This window comes from Rhizobium sp. UBA1881 (genome assembly GCF_002338015.1).
Classification (GTDB): domain Bacteria; phylum Pseudomonadota; class Alphaproteobacteria; order Rhizobiales; family Rhizobiaceae; genus Rhizobium.
Map to the genome: position 1 here is coordinate 22,174 of NZ_DDHH01000166.1, position 17,831 is coordinate 40,004.

General features: G+C 61.5%; 15 protein-coding genes. 8 read left to right on the forward strand and 7 right to left on the reverse strand.

The window, feature by feature from the left end; genetic code table 11:
- The 6 genes from B3605_RS20050 to B3605_RS20075 all read left to right on the forward strand — a co-directional run.
- Window positions 1-333 (forward strand): dihydrodipicolinate synthase family protein (locus B3605_RS20050; RefSeq protein ID WP_296435710.1); only part of this gene is annotated, 333 nt, incomplete at its 5' end.
- 12 nt (window positions 334-345) lie between these two features.
- Window positions 346-1,530, forward strand: coding sequence for a sialidase family protein (locus tag B3605_RS20055; protein WP_113010662.1), 1,185 nt, complete (start codon window positions 346-348; stop codon window positions 1,528-1,530).
- A gap of 348 nt (window positions 1,531-1,878) precedes the next feature.
- Window positions 1,879-3,012, forward strand: coding sequence for an iron-containing alcohol dehydrogenase (locus B3605_RS20060; RefSeq protein WP_113010661.1), 1,134 nt, complete (start codon window positions 1,879-1,881; stop codon window positions 3,010-3,012).
- Between the two features lie 30 nt (window positions 3,013-3,042).
- Entirely contained in the window at window positions 3,043-4,032 is a 990-nt protein-coding gene (pdxA, locus tag B3605_RS20065) for a 4-hydroxythreonine-4-phosphate dehydrogenase PdxA (protein WP_113010720.1), read from the forward strand.
- 74 nt (window positions 4,033-4,106) lie between these two features.
- Window positions 4,107-5,072 (forward strand): hydroxyacid dehydrogenase, encoded by a 966-nt coding sequence (locus tag B3605_RS20070; RefSeq protein WP_296435712.1) that lies wholly within the window; start codon window positions 4,107-4,109, stop codon window positions 5,070-5,072.
- A gap of 34 nt (window positions 5,073-5,106) precedes the next feature.
- Window positions 5,107-6,168: an Ldh family oxidoreductase gene (locus B3605_RS20075; RefSeq protein ID WP_296435714.1), complete on the forward strand. Its 1,062-nt coding sequence runs from the start codon at window positions 5,107-5,109 to the stop codon at window positions 6,166-6,168.
- Between the two features lie 3 nt (window positions 6,169-6,171).
- On the opposite strand, the gene fhuB is transcribed toward B3605_RS20075, so the two are convergent.
- Genes fhuB through B3605_RS20090 form a run of 3 tightly spaced genes read right to left on the reverse strand, consistent with a single transcriptional unit; the run spans window position 6,172 to window position 11,191 of the window.
- The gene (fhuB, locus tag B3605_RS20080) at window positions 6,172-8,139 is read right to left on the reverse strand and encodes a Fe(3+)-hydroxamate ABC transporter permease FhuB (RefSeq protein WP_296435715.1); all 1,968 of its coding nucleotides are present in this window, start codon (window positions 8,137-8,139) and stop codon (window positions 6,172-6,174) included.
- Complete coding sequence (locus B3605_RS20085) at window positions 8,136-9,041, reverse strand: iron-siderophore ABC transporter substrate-binding protein (protein WP_112818997.1); 906 nt, start codon at window positions 9,039-9,041, stop codon at window positions 8,136-8,138. The genes fhuB and B3605_RS20085 overlap by 4 nt, the downstream gene beginning before the upstream one ends.
- A gap of 20 nt (window positions 9,042-9,061) precedes the next feature.
- The gene (locus tag B3605_RS20090; protein WP_296435753.1) at window positions 9,062-11,191 is read right to left on the reverse strand and encodes a TonB-dependent siderophore receptor; all 2,130 of its coding nucleotides are present in this window, start codon (window positions 11,189-11,191) and stop codon (window positions 9,062-9,064) included.
- Between the two features lie 174 nt (window positions 11,192-11,365).
- On the opposite strand from B3605_RS20090, the gene B3605_RS20095 reads away from it, so the two are divergent.
- Window positions 11,366-12,295 carry a LysR family transcriptional regulator gene (locus tag B3605_RS20095; protein ID WP_113010656.1) on the forward strand — a complete coding sequence of 310 codons (930 nt, stop codon included), beginning with the start codon at window positions 11,366-11,368 and terminating at the stop codon, window positions 12,293-12,295.
- A 108-nt stretch (window positions 12,296-12,403) separates the two neighbouring features.
- Window positions 12,404-13,540, forward strand: coding sequence for a calcium:proton antiporter (locus B3605_RS20100; protein WP_296435720.1), 1,137 nt, complete (start codon window positions 12,404-12,406; stop codon window positions 13,538-13,540).
- A gap of 6 nt (window positions 13,541-13,546) precedes the next feature.
- On the opposite strand, the gene B3605_RS20105 is transcribed toward B3605_RS20100, so the two are convergent.
- The 4 genes from B3605_RS20105 to B3605_RS20120 form a co-directional block, all read right to left on the reverse strand.
- A complete protein-coding gene (locus B3605_RS20105) occupies window positions 13,547-14,605 on the reverse strand; it encodes an ABC transporter ATP-binding protein (protein WP_296435721.1) in 1,059 nt (352 codons plus the stop codon).
- 4 nt (window positions 14,606-14,609) lie between these two features.
- Window positions 14,610-15,440, reverse strand: a complete 831-nt coding sequence (locus tag B3605_RS20110) for a carbohydrate ABC transporter permease (RefSeq protein WP_296435722.1) — start codon at window positions 15,438-15,440, stop codon at window positions 14,610-14,612.
- Window positions 15,441-15,443: 3 nt separating this feature from the next.
- Window positions 15,444-16,379 (reverse strand): carbohydrate ABC transporter permease, encoded by a 936-nt coding sequence (locus B3605_RS20115; RefSeq protein ID WP_296435723.1) that lies wholly within the window; start codon window positions 16,377-16,379, stop codon window positions 15,444-15,446.
- Between the two features lie 181 nt (window positions 16,380-16,560).
- Complete coding sequence (locus B3605_RS20120) at window positions 16,561-17,820, reverse strand: ABC transporter substrate-binding protein (protein WP_112981206.1); 1,260 nt, start codon at window positions 17,818-17,820, stop codon at window positions 16,561-16,563.
- Between the last annotated feature and the right edge of the window lie 11 nt (window positions 17,821-17,831).

Genomic DNA, 17,831 nt, shown 5'->3' on the forward strand with positions numbered 1-17,831 from the left:
GTTCTCGCCGGGGTCGATCCGCTTCTGCTGCCACTGCTCAAGGCAGGCGGTGCCGGCTGCATCACCGCCACCTCAAACCTGGTAGCGGATTCGCTGCGCACCGTCTATGACAAGGTCCACGACGAAAGCGGCGCTGAGGCGGTCGAGACAGCGCAAGCGCGCATCAACGCCTATCGCACATTGTCCAACTCCTATGTACAGATTCCGACGATCAAGGCGATGGTCGGCCTGAAGACCGGCAACCCGGCCTGGAAGCGCACGCGCGCACCGCTGATGCCGATCAGCGACGCCGACTACACATCGCTTGCCGACGCCTACAAGACACTGCCCTAAAGGAGGACGACCATGACCTTCACGGGTTTGCAACCGGATGCCGTTCCTGATCTGATGACCGGCGAAATCATCGCCAATCCCGCCAAGAGCGGGCGTTTCGATGCCTATCTCCCCTCCCCATGCATACAGAACCACGCCGCCAACCTGGCCCTCCTGCCGGATGGGACGCTTATCTGCGTCTGGTTCGGCGGCACAATGGAAGGCATGGGCGACATATCGATTTACATGTCGCGCCTGACACCCGGTACCATGCGATGGTCGCAGCCGGAGAAAATGTCTGACGATCCGACTAAATCCGAGCAGAACCCGTTGATTTTCAACGCGCCTGGCGGAGATGTCTGGTTGCTGTACACGTCACAGACATCCGGGAACCAGGATGGCTCTGTTGTCAAATGTCGTATCTCCGCTGATGGCGGCCGCACCTTTGGCAAGGTCCGCGTGCTATGCGATATCCCCGGCACATTCGTGCGCCAACCGATCGTCGTGAACGGCGCGGGCTGCTGGCTGCTGCCGGTCTTTCGCTGCGTCGGACTGCCGGGCGAACGCTGGACGGGTGACGCCGATACCGCGGGCGTGCTGATCTCGCGCGACGCTGGCAAAAGCTGGACGATGACCGAGGTACCTGACAGCATCGGCGCGGTTCACATGAACATCGTGCCCCTGCCGGAAGGTGAATTCGTTGCCTTCTATCGCAACCGTTTCGCCGCATACGTGCTGTCCAGCCGCTCGAGCGATGGCGAGAACTGGAGTGCACCGGAGCCGATCGACCTACCGAACAACAACTCCTCCATCCAGGCAGTCAAGCTGGAAAGTGACACGATCGCAATGGTTTACAATCATTGCAACGCCTCGATGTCCGACGCCCGTCGCCTGTCGCTTTATGACGAAATCGAGGGGGACGAGGTGGCAGCACCCGTTGCCAGTGAGCCAAGCCAGAGGCGCAAGGCAATCTGGGGCGTGTCACGTGCGCCACTCAGCCTCGCCTTTTCGACGGATGGCGGCCGCAGCTTTCCACGCCGGATCGACCTCGATACGGGCGATGGCTATTGCTTGAGCAACAACTCAAAAGACGCGGTCAACCGCGAATTTTCCTACCCGTCGATCATCCAAGGGGCCGATGGCACGGTGCATGTCGCCTACACCTACTACCGGCGCGCAATCAAATATGTGCGGCTGTCTCAGGATGCGCTTGGCTGACGCCGCAATTGCGCTTCGCTTGTCAACTCGGCGTGCCGGCAAATCGAGCTTGGCACGCTGACCCTGCGGATTATTGCTTGGAGTTTACAAATTGGGGGCTGGCGACGGCGCATGCCGCTTGAAGCGCGACGAGCAGACGGCAGATTCCTCGCTTCGCTAATTAATCGTTTTATATCAATATTTTGCGACGCGCCAACAACGAGCGCAATGGCCAAGAAACGCCAGCGCAGGGCATTTTTCCAGCCAAAAGCAATGTCCAAGCTTGCCAAGGCGAATGAGCTGGTATAACAAATTTACATCTTGGCGGTGTCGAAACATGCCGCAATACCGCAGGGGAGGAGTCATCCGGTGGTCAGCTTGGATTCGCCTATCACAATCATCCGGCCTGAAATCATCGAGTTCGGCGTGGGGACGGCGGAACGCCTGGGCAAATGGGCGAGCGACAAGGGCTACGCCCGCATCCTCGTCATTTCCGACGCTTTCAATGCCGCGCGCGTCGAAGCGCTCGGCCTCAAGGGTGAAATCACGGTCTTCGCCGATGTGACGCCGGAGCCCGACACCGCCAATCTCGACAAGGTGCTTGCAGCCGCCAATGCGGCGGATGCACAGTTGGTCGTCGGTTTCGGCGGCGGCAGCGCCATGGATCTTGCAAAACTGGCCGCGGTTCTTGCCGGGTCGTCGCAGTCATTGCGCGACGTCGTCGGCCCGAACAAGGTTCACGGGCCCCGCCGCGTCGCGCTGGCACAGGTGCCGACAACGGCCGGGACGGGAAGTGAGGCGGGCATCCGCGCGCTGGTGACCGACCCCGAAACGATGGCCAAGCTCGCCGTCGAGAGCATTCACATGCTGGCCGATATCGCTGTCATCGACCCGTCGCTGACCTTCACGGTTCCGGCTCGCACGACCGCGGCAACCGGTGTCGATGCCATGGCGCATTGCGTGGAGGCCTTCACCAACCGCAAGGCGCATCCAATGATCGACCTATACGCGATCGAGGGGACGCGGCTGGTCGGTAAATACCTCGCCCGTGCCGTGAAAGACGGCACTGACGCGGAAGCGCGCGCCGGGCTTGCGCTTGCCTCGCTCTATGGCGGCTTCTGTCTTGGTCCGGTCAACACCGCCGGCGGCCATGCGCTGGCCTATCCGCTCGGCACGCGCTGGCATATCGCGCATGGTGCGGCAAACGCGCTGATCTTCCCGCATGTGCTGGCGTTCAACACGCCTTCGGTCCCCGAGAAAACGCGCGCGGTGATGGATGCGCTTGGCCGCAAGACATCGGACGACGTACAATCGGTCTTCGATGCGGCTTATGGTTTCTGCGCCGATCTCGGCATCGAAATGAAGCTCTCCGCGCTTGGCGTGCCGGATAGCGATCTCGACGCCATGGCGGATGACGCCTTTGTCATTCGTCGTCTCCTCGACAACAACCCGCGTGACCTCACGCACGCCGACATACGTTCGATATACGAAGCCGCCTACTAGGTGCGTTTGATCCAATAAGGAATGGGACTGATGGACAGGAATGCAAAAGTCGCGGTGACGCTGGGTGATCCCGCTGGTGTCGGCCCCGAGGTGATCGTCAAGGCGCTGGCGACGTTGCCGGAGATCGAACGCCGCGATTTCGTCATCGTGGGCAACACCGAGGCGCTTGAGCGTGCCAACCGCTCGGCCGAGACAGGCCTGCAGTTTTCCCCTGTCGGCTTCGCCGGTGCGAACAAGATCGCCGTCGATGAAGTGGACCTGGGTGCTGCCATGCCCGAGATCGGCAAGGTCAGCCCGGTCGCGGGCGACGCCTCGGTTCGCTATATCACACGCGCCGTCAAACTTGCGATGTCAGGCGAGGCCGATGTCATCGTAACCGCGCCGATCAACAAGGAGGCAATGAACCTCGCCGGCCATCACTTCGATGGTCATACGGGGCTTCTGGCACATCTGACCGGATCGAAAAGCTCTTTCATGCTGCTGGCTTCCGAGCGTCTCAACACCATTCACGTCTCCACGCATATTTCGCTGAAGGGCGCGATCGAACGGGCGCGCACCGAGCGCGTGCTGGCGACCATCGAAGCCGGTCACAAGCATTTCCTTCGTCTTGGGAAGAAGGCCCGCATCGCCGTTGCCGGCCTCAACCCGCATTGCGGCGAAAACGGCCTGTTCGGCACCGAAGACACCGAATTTCTGGCGCCCGCCGTCGAACTGGCGCGGGCCAATGGCATCGACGTGGTCGGGCCGATCTCGGCCGACACCGTCTTCGCACGGGCCTATAACGGCGCCTTCGATCTGGTGATCGCGCAATATCACGACCAGGGGCATATCCCGATCAAGCTCGTGGCATTTGAGACGGCCGTCAACGTGTCGCTCGGCCTGCCGATCGATCGCGTCTCCGTCGATCACGGCACGGCCTTCGATATTGCCGGCACCGGCCAGGCCAATCACGTCAACATGCTCTCGGCGATCGCCTATGCCCGACTGATGGCCCGTTCGCCGCGTCGTCAGGCAGCCTGATCCGAACGGAGATCTGAAACGACCTGGTGCCATCGCGCGCCGCGGCCTGCCATTCTCTCGGGAGGAGATGAGCAATGGACAAGACGGTTATCGTGCTCGGCGGCCAGTTGGCGCCGGAGGGATTTTCTTTGCTGGTCGAAGCCGGCGCCACGGTCGTGACGACGGAACCCTATATCGACAGACGGGCCGTGATCGACATCATGAAGGCCCACAGGCCGGAGGCTGTGATCATTCGCCTGCTGGCCGAAAAGCTTGGCCCTGAGGAGATGAAGGCCGGCGGAAGGCTCAAGCATATCGCCAAGCACGGCGTTGGGACCAACGACATCGACGTCGCGGCGGCCACCGAGCTCGGCATTCCCGTATCGATGACAACAGGCAGCAACGGCCACTCGGTCGCCGAACACGCGCTTGCGATGATCATGGCGCTCTCCAAGGATATGCCGCGACAGGATGCGCTGATCCGCGACGGCATCTGGGACAAGAACCAATATCAGGGCCGCGAGCTGCGCGGCCTGACGCTCGGCATCGTCGGCTTCGGCTTCATTGGCCAGACGCTCGCGAAAATGGCCGGCGCGATCGGCATGGAGATTATCGCCTTCGATCCGCATACGCCGGAAAGCGCCTTTGTCTCGGGCATTCGCCGCGAGATCGATCTGGATACGCTGCTTTCGTCGTCAGATATCGTCAGCCTGCACTGTCCGCTGACGCCGGAGACGAACAAGCTCATCGATGCCCGCCGCATCGGGCTGATGAAACCTGGCGCGCTGCTGATAAATACGGCCCGCGGCGAAGTCGTCGATGAAGCAGCCCTTGTCCGCGCGCTACAGGATGGCCATCTCGCCGGCGCTGGCCTCGATAGCTTTGAGCAAGAACCGCCCGGCGTCGACAATCCGCTGTTCCAGCTGCCCAACACGCTTGTTTCGCCGCATGTGGCGGGCGTGACTGTCGACGCCAAGCGGGCGGTCTCGGTGATGGCGGCAAGGAATGTTCTGGATGCGCTGGATGGAAAAGCGCTCGAGCCGCGCTTTCTCGCGCGCTGAGCACATCGCAGCTTCAACAACGACGGAGAGACTGGTGAACGACACCAACGATATCCGCTACGCGCCGGACGCGCTGCGCAGCTTTGCCAAAGACCTGTACGCGGCCGCCGGACTTGAAGACGCCAAAGCCGAGGCCGTGGCCCGCTATCTCGTTGAAGCGGATCTGATGGGGCACACGACCCATGGCCTGGCGCTCGCCGGCTGGTATCTGCAGAGCATCGCCGACGGTGTGATGACGCGTGAGGGCAGCCCCGAGATCATATCGGATCGTGGGCCTGCGGTTGCCTGGGCCGGAAGGCGCCTGCCCGGCGCATGGCTGACGTCGGAGGCCCTCAAGCTCGCCTGCGACCGAGCGGAAACCTACGGCACAGCGACGATCACCATCGCAAACAGCCACCATATTGGCTGTCTCGCCTCCTACCTGTCGATCGCGACTGACCGGGGTTACATGGTGAGCATTGCAAGCTCGAGCCCTTCGGGCGCACAGGTTGCTCCATTCGGCGGGCGCAAGGGCGTCTACACGCCAAACCCGGTGGCGCACGGCATCCCCACATCTGGAGATCCGATCCTCATCGATATCAGCGCCTCGATCACGACGGTCAACATGGCGCAACGCCTGATCCGGGAAGGCCGCCAGTACGAGCACGAATGGCTGATGGATAAAGACGGCAATCCCAGCCGCGACCCCAAAGTCATTGAAAGCGGCGGCACGCTGCTCCCGACCGGCGGGCTGGACCACGGCCAGAAAGGATACGGCATGGCGCTGCATGTCGAAGCCTTCACGCAGGCGCTATCGGGCTATGGCCGCGCCGATGCGCCGAAGGGGACGAATGCCGCCGTCACGGTGCAAGTGTTCGATCCAGCTGCATTCGGCGGTCGCGAGGCTTTCCTGCGCCAGACCGGCTGGCTCGTCGATGCCTGTCACGACAACCCGCCGCGCCCCGGCGTCGAACGCGTCCGCTTGCCTGGGGAAAACGGGCTTGCGCGCAAGCGCAGTGCGCTTTGCGACGGCGTGCGCCTGTTTCCCGGGATTATCGATGGGCTACGCGATCATGCCGAGCGGCTCGGCGTTGCAATGCCGCCGGTATTGTCTTGACGCTCATCGCCTGCGGGCGATGAGCCAGACGAGATAGGGCGCGCCGGCGAGCGCCGCGAACAGACCCAGCGGCAGCTCGTAGGGGAAGGTTGCCGTGCGCGCGCCGAGATCGGCGACGATCATCAGCAGTGCCCCAATCGCCGATGACGCCAACAGCTGATGCGCCGGTTTTATGAAGCCCGCGCGGTGCGCAATATGCGGCCCCATCAGCCCGACGAAGCTCAAGGGTCCAACCAGCAGCGACGCGGCGCTGGTCGCGAGGCCGGCCACGAAGATCATCGCGGTACGCGCCGAGCGCACCGGCACGCCGAGCGCAACCGGCACCGCGCTGCCGAGCGGCAGGATCGTCAGCCAGCGCGTGAAGAAAAGCACGATACCGGTGCAGACGATCGCCAGAACCGCGAGCACGGTTGACGATGCCGGCGTCGCCGTGTTGGACGAGCCGCCGAGCCAGGACAGGATCTGCCACGAGCGCTGATCGCCGATCGCAAGCAGCGCCGACAGAATAGCCGACGTCAGCGAACTGACGGCGATGCCGGCCAGCAACAGACGTTCGGGCGAGAGCTGGCGCCGGCTGGCAAAGGCGACGACAATGATCATGACGATCATGGAGCCGATACCGGCGCCTGCGAAAAGCTCGGCGACACCTGCGGCCGGCGCGATCGTAATCGCCGCCGCGAAGCCGATACCGGCGCCGCCGCTGACGCCCAGGACCTCGGGGCTTGCCATCGGATTGCCCGTCAGGCGTTGCAGAATGGTGCCCGCTATCGCAAGCAGGCTGCCCGCAGCGGCCGAAGCGAGCAACCTTGGCCAGCGCATGGGGAGAAGATCGATGAAGTCCTGCGCCGAAAGCAGTGTGAACCCTGCCGGCGTCCGCGCCAGGAAAAGCACCAAGAGAGCGAGCGCCGGCAAGAAAGCGAGGAGCAGGATCAGCCATGTGCGCGGCGCCCTCGCCTCGGTCACATGTGCACGCTCCTCATGCAGCTCGACCGGCTTGACCTTCGGCAGCAGCCAGAGCAACAGCGGGCCGCCGATCAGAGCCGTCATCGCCCCTGTCGGGAACGTCTCGCTGGTGGTAGAGCCAAGGAATTGCACCAGGCCGTCGCACAGCCAGAGCAACAGGCCACCCGCGATGGGTGACGCGAGAATGATGGCATGTGGCTTCCTGACACCAAGGCCGCGCACCAGGGCCGGCCCGGCAAGCCCGACGAAGCTGACCAGGCCGACGCTCGCAGCAACACCCGCCGCCAGCCCGACCGCGATCACAGCGACTGCCACGCGTATACCAACCAGCCCCACGCCGAGCGATTTCGCGCCGCTATCGCCAAGGCCGAACAGCGCCAGCGGCCGCAGCAGCAGAATGCTTGCCGCAAGGCCCGCGAAGAGTTCGAGCGCCAGCGTCGAGGCGACCGACCAGTCCTGCTGGCCGAGCGCGCCGCCGTTCCACGTCACCAGCGACATGAGATATTCGCCCTGCGAAAGCGTCATCGCGGCCGACAGCGCACCGCAGGTAATGCCGACGAGCAGGCCGGAGACGACCATGGTGACTGGATCGAAACTGCGGCGCCATCCGAGCAGGAAAACCAGCGCCGTTGCACCGGCCGCGCCCGCCAGCGCGACCAGCGCACGATATCCATCGAGGATCGCGGGAAAAAACAGCGTCGTGGCGACAATGGCGAGCTGGGCGCCTGCCGAAACGCCCAATGTCGAGGGGTCGGCGATCGGGTTTATTAGCAGCCGCTGCAGCAAGGCGCCGGCGAGACCGAGGGCGCCACCGGCCAATATGGCGACAGCGGCTCTTGGAAAGACGCCGTAGGCGAGGATGATCTGCTCGGTGGTCATACTGTCAGGCACGAGCGGCAGCGATGGCCAGGCGGAAAGCGGCAAGAAGGCAAGCGCCTGCTGCAGGAAGAGTAGGACCGCGAGCGCTGTCGCGGCGGCGAAGAAGATCCAGGCTGTGCGCGATGTCAAAGCGTCTCTCCGCCTTTGACGAGCGCTTCGCTCAAGAGCCGCGCGAAGCGAAGGCCGGCGGTGATGCCGCCATAGGGGTTGATGTTACCGATGTTGACGACACGCCCTTCTTTGACTGGTTTGAGCGACTTCCAGATCATGCTGTCGCGCAGGCTGCTGCGCGCCTCGACGGGGATATCGGAGACGATGACGATACGCGCCTCGGGATTGGCGGCGAGGTTTTCCATGGGTACCGGTGCTGCGAAGGTGAAGCGCGATCGGTCCGTCCAGGCGTTCGGCAGACCGAGCCGCTGCAGGATGTCTCCGAACATGCTGTCGGCGCCGAAGGCGCGAAAGTGACGGGAATCGCCGATATTGATGATGTAGGTCGGCCGTGCCGCGAACGGAACGAGTTGCTGGCGAAGGCCCGCCAGCAATGCCTCTTGATCGGCCAGCTCCTTGGCCGCGGCATCCGTCCGGCCAAGCAGATCGCCCAGTTGCGAGACTGCGTTGAGCGCCTTGGCATAGGGCGGCTCGCCCTGGACATAAAAAGGCAACGAGTAGACGGGAGCGATCGCCTCAAGGGCCGGCTGATGCCGGACATAGAAGGGCGAGATAAGGATGAGTTCGGGCTTCAGCAGGTGCAGCAGCTCGAAGTTGGGCGAGCCGCGCAGGCCGAGATCGACGACGGAAGACGGGATCTGCGGCTCGACAGCGTCGCTGCGGAACTGCAGGAGCTCGGTGGCCGCAATCGGGGTCACGCCGAGCGCCATCAGGGTTTCAAGCATCGCCCAGTCGATTGCCGCGATGCGGCTTGGCCTTGCCGCGGCCTTCGCATCCCATGCAACGGCAAGGGCAGCGAGCAGGCCAAGAGCCTGCCGCCGCCCGATCAGAGCTGACCTGTTGGAATTGTCTGAAATCATACGCCCACTTTATCTGCCAACTACCAGGCAAAACTCAACCTGGCCATGACCGTGCGGCCATCACCATAGGTGCAACCGAACGAGGAGCAGCTTGAGACATAGTTCTTGTCCGCAATGTTCTTGAGATTGAGTGACGCGGTAACACCATCCTTCTTGTAGCGGATCGCCGCGTCGAGGAGAGCGACACCACCGAGATCGAATGTGTTGGCCGTATCGCCATAGCGCTGTCCCACATATCTCACGCCACCGCCAATGCCGAAGCCATCGAGATCGCTTCCCTCCTGGAAGGTGTAGTCGAGCCAGAGGCTTGCTGCGTTCGCCGGAACATTGTCAAGGCGCTTGCCATTGTCCGTACGCCCCAAAATTTCCGTGTCCATGTACGTGTAGGCGGCGTGCAGGTCCAGTCCTTCGGTGAGACTGGCCACACCTTCGAGTTCCACGCCTCTGGCATGCACCTCACCGATCTGGGCAATCGTCGTTCCGCCACCGGGAAGAGCAACCGTATTGGACACGTTGTTCTGGCGAAGATCAAAGACGGCAGCAGAGAAGAAGCCGTTCCAGCCCTCGGGCTGATACTTGACGCCGATTTCCACCTGCCTGCCCGTCGTCGGGTCGAGCAACTGGCCTGTTGTCGGCACAGGAACCGGCTCGAAGGAGGTGGCATAGCTGATATAGGGTGCAATGCCGTTATCGAAGACGTAACCCAGCCCGGCGCGACCGGTCAGCTTGTGATCATCCTTGTCGAGCGGCCGCGCGACATTCGTTCTTCCATTCAAGGAAGTGCCGCTTGTGCTCGCCCAATCCTGCCTAAGGCCAAGCGTCGCGCGCCAATTGTTGTAGGCCATCTCGTCCTGGATATAGATGCCAAGCTGCTGCAGGTCGGAGACGACATGCGCGTCCGTCGTCTTGGACGTCAGCCTGATCGGACCACCGTAGACGGGATTGAACGCGTCAAGCGGCGTCGCGCTCCAGAACTGTGTGCTGGCATCGTTGGAGAAGTACCTGTAGTCGAGGCCAACAAGCAGCTTGTGATCGACGTCACCAGTATCGAACTCGGCCAGGAAGTTGTTGTCGATGTTGAACGTATTGAGGTTTTCATCCTGAAAGGTCGCATTGCGATTGATGGTCCGGCCATCGGCTGCGAGACCTGACGTGGCCATGCCGAGCGCCTGGTAATTCCAGTCGAAATTGGAATAGCGAACATTCTGGCGGAAGGTCCAGACGTCGTTCAGGCGATGTTCGAACTCGTAGCCGAGGTTTGTCAGTGTCCGCGAGGAACGGTCGAAGCTCTCATCGCCCACAAAAAAGTCGCGGGAGAGCCGATTGTTCGTGGCGTTGAGTGTCAGCTGGGCCGGCAGGCTGGATGGGGTGCTCGGGTTGTCGTGCTGGACGCTGGTGAGGATCGTCAGCTTTGTGTCGTCATCGGGCTGCCATGTCAGCGCCGGAGCGATGAAGTAACGATCGTTATCGATATTGTCTGTCTGGGCACCGGCTGCGCGCACCAGGCCCGTGACGCGATAGGCGAAGTCAGAGCTGTCGCTGAGCGGACCGCCGACATCGAAGTACGAGCCGTAGGTGTCATAGCTTCCGGCCTGCAGGCCAACCTCTCCGAAGCGCTCGAACACCGGCCGCTTGCTGATCAGATTGATCATGCCGCCGGGATTGCCCTGGCCGTACATGACCGATGCCGGTCCCCTCAGGACCTCGATGCGCTCCAGCTGATAGGGATCGACAGCAGGCGCGCCGGCGGTGCGCATCATCTTTAGGCCATTCAGATATTGCGACTGGCGGCCATCAAAGCCCCGAATCCTCGGCGAATCGAAGCGTGGATCGGAACCATAAGGCGTGCCGGAAACACCAGTTGTGTATTCGACCGCCTGCCCGACCGTTTCGGCGCCCTGTGCGCGCATCTGATCGGATGTGACGACCGAAATGGATTGCTGGGTTTCCAAAATCGGCGTCCCGGTCTTGGTCGCGGTCGAACTGGTTTTCGCGACGAAGCCTTTGACGGGGCCCTTCGGATCTTCCGCGCCCTTGGCTTGAACCGTTATCGGAGCAAGCGCTGTTGCGCTGTCGCCATCTTCAGCACGCAACTGGCCCGGAGCCGCTACCGATACGCCTACCACCGCCGTTGCTGCCAGCGCTTCCATGAAACTAAGGTGTCTTGTCACTTTACCGCCCAATCCAGTCACGATCCGAAAACTGGACTTGTTTAGTCACCTTATCCTATTTCATCCAATAAATAACAGGGGGTATTTTCATCATTTCTGATTATGATATTTTTTGATCGCCATAGTTTTTAATTATTCTGAAGCGCATCGCACATGACGAACACGGACGCTCGAAGACCTATCCGCAATCCTTCTTTCGAACTCCGCCATCTCAGATACTTCGTGGCGCTTGTCGAGGAGCGTAACTTCGAGCGCGCGGCCGCAAGGCTTGGCATCGCCCAACCGGGGCTGAGCCAGCAAATCATGGCACTTGAGGAGATCCTGGGAACGTCGCTTCTCGATCGCACGAGACGTTCCGTCCATCTCACCCAGTCCGGCCAAGTGCTTTACGACGAAGCGACCAAGATCCTTGCGCAGGCAGATGTCGCGATGGTGGCGGTCAACAGGGTCAGTCGCGGCGAGACGGGGCGCGTCTCGATCGGATATGTCGCATCTGCCGCATACTCCGGCGCCGTCGTGCAATCGATCAGGGCCTATAAGCGCGACCACCCCGGCGTTGAGATCGAACTGACGGAGATGGAACTGCGCAAGCAGCTCGCTCGCATCGTCGAAGGACTGCTTGATTTCGCCTTCATCCGCGGCCCTGCCCCTATCCCGGATGGCCTTGCGACCCACATCATCCGCCGCGAGCCCATCGTTCTGATGGTGCCGGATGGGCATCCGCTGACGCTGGAGCGTAGCGCCGCCAATCTCGCCGGTCTAACGAGTGAAACCTTCCTGACGCCGCAGCAACCGCGCGACGTCGGTTTCCACGGCACGACCTTTGCTGCCTGCAAGGAAGCGGGGTTCGAGCCTAACATCAATTCCACCTCCTGGGACTTCACAGGTATCGGCAGCATGGTTGCGATTGGGGCAGGCGTGGCGATCGTACCGAAATCGCTTGAATGCGTCAGGCTGCCCGGCATCCGGTACGTGCCGCTGCCTTATGCCAACGTTACATCCGACCTTGTCGTCGCCTACAGGAAGACCGAGGCGTCTCCGGCCGTGAGAGCATTTATCGCTCACAGCAAGCGCAACCTGTGACCCCAAAAACAAGGGCCTCCCGCGAAACGCTCGGTTGATTTGAGCTTGAGGCTGGTCAAGGCACGTGCTTTCATCATCTTGGGCGGAAACCTGTGGGAGAATTGCGACGTGACAGCAGATGCGGGAACGCTGCACCGTCCTCCCACTGGCAGTTTGCTGCAGCGGGAGTGGTTCCTTGCGATCAGCGCGCTCACCAGTGTCGCTTTTCTGTTTCGCGGTCAGGCGCTGTTTGCGCTGCTTGCCAATCCCTTCTGGCTTACACTCATCTTTATCTGGCTGTTCTCCGTCGTTCTCGGCTCGGCACTATCCGTTGTGCGACACGCCGATCACTTGGCCGAGCGCCTTGGCGAGCCCTATGGAACGCTTATACTGACGCTCGCCATCACAACAATCGAGGTAGTGGCGATCACCGCCGTGATGCAGCACGGCGAGAACAACCCCACACTGGTGCGCGATACCCTGTTTGCTGTCGTTATGATCATCTTGAACGGCATGGTGGGACTGTCACTGCTCCTAGGTGCCTGGCGACGGCATGAGCAGCGGCATAATTTACAGGGTGCGAACGCCTATCTCGGCGTGATCGTACCATTGGCAACGCTCAGCATGATCATGCCGAACTTTACTCATCCCGGCGGCGGGCCGGGCTATTCGACCGTTCAGCAGACCGTCCTGGCCTTCATCTCGGTCGGGCTCTATGGCGTCTTCCTGATGCTGCAAACAGGGCGCCACCGGGGCTTTTTCATCGATGACACAGAAGAAGCGCTACCTCAAAGTCGCCACCATGATCATCAAGGGCCGCTTTGGTGGCCGATCGTGATGCTCGCCCTTTATATGTCGCTGGTCGTGTTCCTGGTCGAGCAACTGGCGCCACCAATTGATTACTTCATCGAGACGCTTCGGGCGCCGGCGGCGCTTGGCGGCGTGATCATGGCCGTCCTGGTGGCGACACCTGAGGCGATCAGCGCCGTGCGGGCATCGATCGCCAACCACCTGCAGCGATCGGTGAACATCTTCCTCGGCTCGGTGCTTTCGACCATCGGCCTCACCGTCCCCGCAATGCTTGTCATCAGCCACCTCACGGGAAACCCCGTCATTCTTGGTCTGGATCACAGCAGCCCGATCATGCTGGTGCTGACACTCGCCTTGAGCATCATAACGTTTTCCAGCGGCCGCACGCATCTCATGCAGGGAGCGGTGCACCTCGTTCTCTTCGTCGCCTACGTTCTTCTGATCTTCGAGACTTAGAGGCGATCAGCTCGCCCTGTCGCCTTTCGCGTCGAACACATGGACGTGCTGTGCGGGAAAGCTGACGTTGACATCCGGTCCCGCCGTCAGCGCCGCCCGATCGAGCGTGAAGATCTTGAACGGCAGACCATGCAGCGAGAGATGGAGGATGATGCCAAAGCCCGTCGGCTCGATCAGCTCGACGCTTGCCTTCATGCCTGTTTCTTCCGACGTCATGACGACATGCTCGGGGCGAATGCCAAGCGTCACCTTGTCGCCGTCAGCAAGCTTGAGCGGATTAGACAGCGCCACAACGGTGCCGTCCTTCAGCTTCGCGCCGCCGTTTTTGTAGGTCGCGTCGAGGAAATTCATGCCCGGCGAACCGATGAAACCGGCGACGAAGAGATTGGCGGGGCGATCATAGAGCTCAAGCGGGCTGCCCACCTGCTGCACCACCCCGCCATACATGGCGACAATCCGGTCCGCCAGCGTCATTGCCTCGATCTGGTCGTGGGTCACGTAGATCGAGGTCGCCTTCAGGTCGCCATGCAGTTTCTTGATCTCGGCACGCATCTGCTCGCGCAGACGGGCATCGAGGTTCGACAGCGGCTCGTCGAACAGGAACGCCTTGGGCTGACGCACGATGGCGCGGCCCATGGCGACGCGCTGGCGCTGGCCACCGGATAGCGCCTTGGGGCGGCGTTCGAGCAATGGATCGAGCCCAAGCTTGGAGGCAGCCGCGCCGACGACGCTTGCGATCTTGTCCTTTGCCGTTTTCCGGAGCTTCAGGCTATAGCTCATGTTTCCGGCGACATTCATGTGCGGATAGAGCGCATAGGACTGGAACACCATGGCGATGTCGCGGTCCTTCGGATGCAGCTCATTGACCCGGTTGCCCGCGATGCGGATCTCGCCCGAGGTCACGTCCTCGAGGCCGGCGATCATCCGAAGCAGCGTGGACTTGCCGCAGCCGGAAGGCCCGACGAGCACGACGAACTCGCCATCCTCGATCTTGAGCTCGACGTCCTGCAGGACGTGGACATGGCCAAAGGATTTCTTGACGTTCTGGATATCGATCGATGCCATGTGATTAACCCTTGACCGCGCCGGCTGTGAGGCCCTGGACGAGGTAGCGCTGAATGAGAAGGAAGAAGAGACCGGCCGGGATGAGCGCGAGAACACCCGCCGCCATCATTTGTCCGAAGTCGACCGAGAATTTGCCTACGAAGGTTAGCAGCCCGACCGGGAAGGTCGCTGCGTCGTTGCCGTTGATCAGCATCAACGCGAATAGCAGCTCGCTCCAGGCCGCAGTGAAGACGAAGCCGAGCGTGGCTGCGATCCCCGGCAAAGTCAGCGGCAGGATGATCTGCCGAAACGCGGTGAATTGCGTCGCGCCATCGATCATTGCCGCTTCCTCGAGATCCTTAGGAATGCCGTCGAAGAAGGACTGCATCAGAAAGGTTGCAAAGGGGACGTTGAAGGCGGTGTAGACGACGACGAGGCCTGTCAGACTGTTGGTGAGATGCAGTGGCGTCAGGATCTTGAAGATCGGCGCGACCAGCATGACCAGCGGGAACATCTGCGTCAGCAGCATCAGCGCCACGATCCAGTATTTCGCCCGGAAATTGAACCGCGAGAGCGCATAGCCAGAAAGCGATGCACAGATCGTGACGACGGCGGCGGTTGAGGCCGACACGATAAGGCTGTTCTTGAAGAATGTCGGAAACGCGCTGTGCTGGAGAACGAAGCTATAATGCTCCCAGGTCGTGCGCGACGGCCACATCCGGACTCCTTCGGAATAGAGAAGGTCGTTGGGCGTGACGGAGACCTTGAGCAGCCAGAACAGCGGAAACAGCGCGAATACGATGTAGCACAGGATCGCCAGACGGTGCGCGATGGTGGGGATGATGGATCGTCTCATGGCTCAATCCTTGTTCAGCAGGGTCTGCCGAAGCAGGATGATCAGCATGGAATAGGCGAGCAGCAACGCCAGCAGCACAAGCGCGATCGCCGAGGCGTATCCGAAATCGAGCCGCTTGAATGCCTGGGTGAAGATATAACTGGCAACGATCTGCGTCCTGTCGGCCGGACCACCGCCGGTCATAACGACGATGAGATCGGCGAAGTTCGACACCCATACGGTGCGTAGAAGCACGGTGATCGCGATCGTCGGCGCGAGAAACGGCAGCGTGATCGAGCGGAACCGCTGAAACCACGTGGCGCCGTCGATCGAGGCGGCCTCATAGAGGTCGCGCGGGATGGCCTGAAGGGCTGCGAGCAGCGTGATGGCGAAGAAGGGAATGCCCCACCAGACATTGGCGATGATCGGTCCCCACATGGCGTATTGCGGGTCGGACAGGATGTTGCGCGGCTCGCTCATAAGGCCGAGCGCATAGAGCCAGTGCGGGATAGGCCCGATCACCGGGTTGAACAGCCATGCCCAATTGAGGCCGGCGAGAAACGACGGGACGGCCCAGGGCAGAAACACCAGCGCCTGGACGAGGCCCCTGCCCCAAAACGGCTTGTCGAGCAAAAGCGCGAGGATAAGCCCGAAGATGAACTGCAGAACGACCGACGCGCCCGTCCACCAGAGCGTGTTCTTCAACGCGCCATAGAAGGCGGCATCCTTGGAGAGTTCGCGAAAATGCTCCAGCCCGACAAAGCCACCGGAAAATGGGTTTAGAAGCTGGATATCGCGGAACGCGTAGGACACGCCGATCACCAGCGGCACCAGCATCACGGCAATGATGAGGACGAGCGATGGGGCGCTGTAGAGATACGGTTCCGAGGCATCGGCGACGCGCTTCAGCCACGACCTGCGGTCACGGCGACTGTCGAGCGTATCGGCGGTCATGGTCATCTTGGGCGGCTTTCATGGTTCGACTGTACGATCCCAATAGGGACTGGGCCCCCTCAACCGCCTTCCGGCACCTTCTCCCGTTGGGAAGAAGGGATTTGCCGCGGTGTCTCCGTTCCCTTCTCCCCTTGGGGAGAAGGTGGCCCGTAGGATCGGATGAGGGGGCTGCTTGCTCTGAGCCCGCTTACTTCTTCGCGAGGTACTTTTGCTGAGCCTTGGTCAGATAGTCTGCCCACTGGTCAGCCAGTTCCTTCGGCGTGATATCGCCGAGAAGCGCCTGCTGCGTCGTCTTGATGGCGAGCGAATCCTTGAAGAAGGCAAATTCCTCGAGATAGGTCGGCATCACGGTCGGAACGATGTTCTTGTCGGCCAGTTCGTCGAACCAACCCTTGAACTGCTCGCTGGCGTAGAAGGGGTCCTTCTCGGCCGAGGTGTGAACCGGAAGCGCGCCGGTGCGCTTGTTCCACTCGATGTTGCCTTCGGGAGATTCCAGCGTTTCGATCAGCTTCCAGGACAGGTCCTTGTTCTGGCTGGTGGTGAACATCGACCAGCCGGCGAAGCCGATCGTTGTAAAGCCCTTACCGCTCGGGCCAACAGGCATCTTGGTGACGCCGAAGTCCTCTGGCTTCATGCGCTGGGCAACCGCGATCAGGGCATCCGGATCCTGATCGAGCATCGCGCAGGTGCCGGAATAGAAGCCGGCGACGGTCTCGTTGAAGCCCCAGTTGACGCTGTCCTTCGGCGCCAGGCCCTTCTTGTAGAGGTCGACCACCCATTCAAGACCCTTGGTCCAGCCTTCGCTGTTCATGGTCGAGGTGCCGTCGTCGTTGAAGAACTTGTTGGAGCCGGCCATCGTCGCGCCGAACATCACCCAGCCGTTCAGGCCGCCCGGTCCGCCGCGCAGGCAGTAGCCGGACTTGCCGGGAAGCTTAGAGACCTTTTCGGAGGCGGCGACGAATTCGTCCATCGTCTTCGGCGGCTCGGAAACGCCTGCTTCCTTGAAGAGGTTCTTGTTGTAGAACAGCGCGCGCAGATAGAAGCCGTATGGCAGCATGTAGGCGGTGTTCTTGACGTCGCGGCCGAGTTCCAGCGCACGTGGCGTCAAGCCCTTGGTGTATTCCCACTTTTCGAGGTAGGGCTCGAGGCTCTCAAGCATGCCGTTGTTGGCGTAGAGCGAGAGCCAGGTATCCGGCATTTCCATGACGTCAGGGGTGTCGCCTGCCGATACCATGGTCGCGAACTTCTGGAACGCTTCGTTCCAGGGCAGCGAGATGATGTCGACCTTAGTGCCGGGATTGGCGGCTTCGAACTTGCCGACAAGCGTTTTCAGGGTTTCGGTGCGCTCGGGGCTGGTGATCACCTCGACGAGCTTCAGCGTCGTGTCGGCCATCGCCGTACCCGCCATCATCGTGGCCAGCAGCGTTGCAGTTATCAGTCTTTTCATGCTCAGTTCCC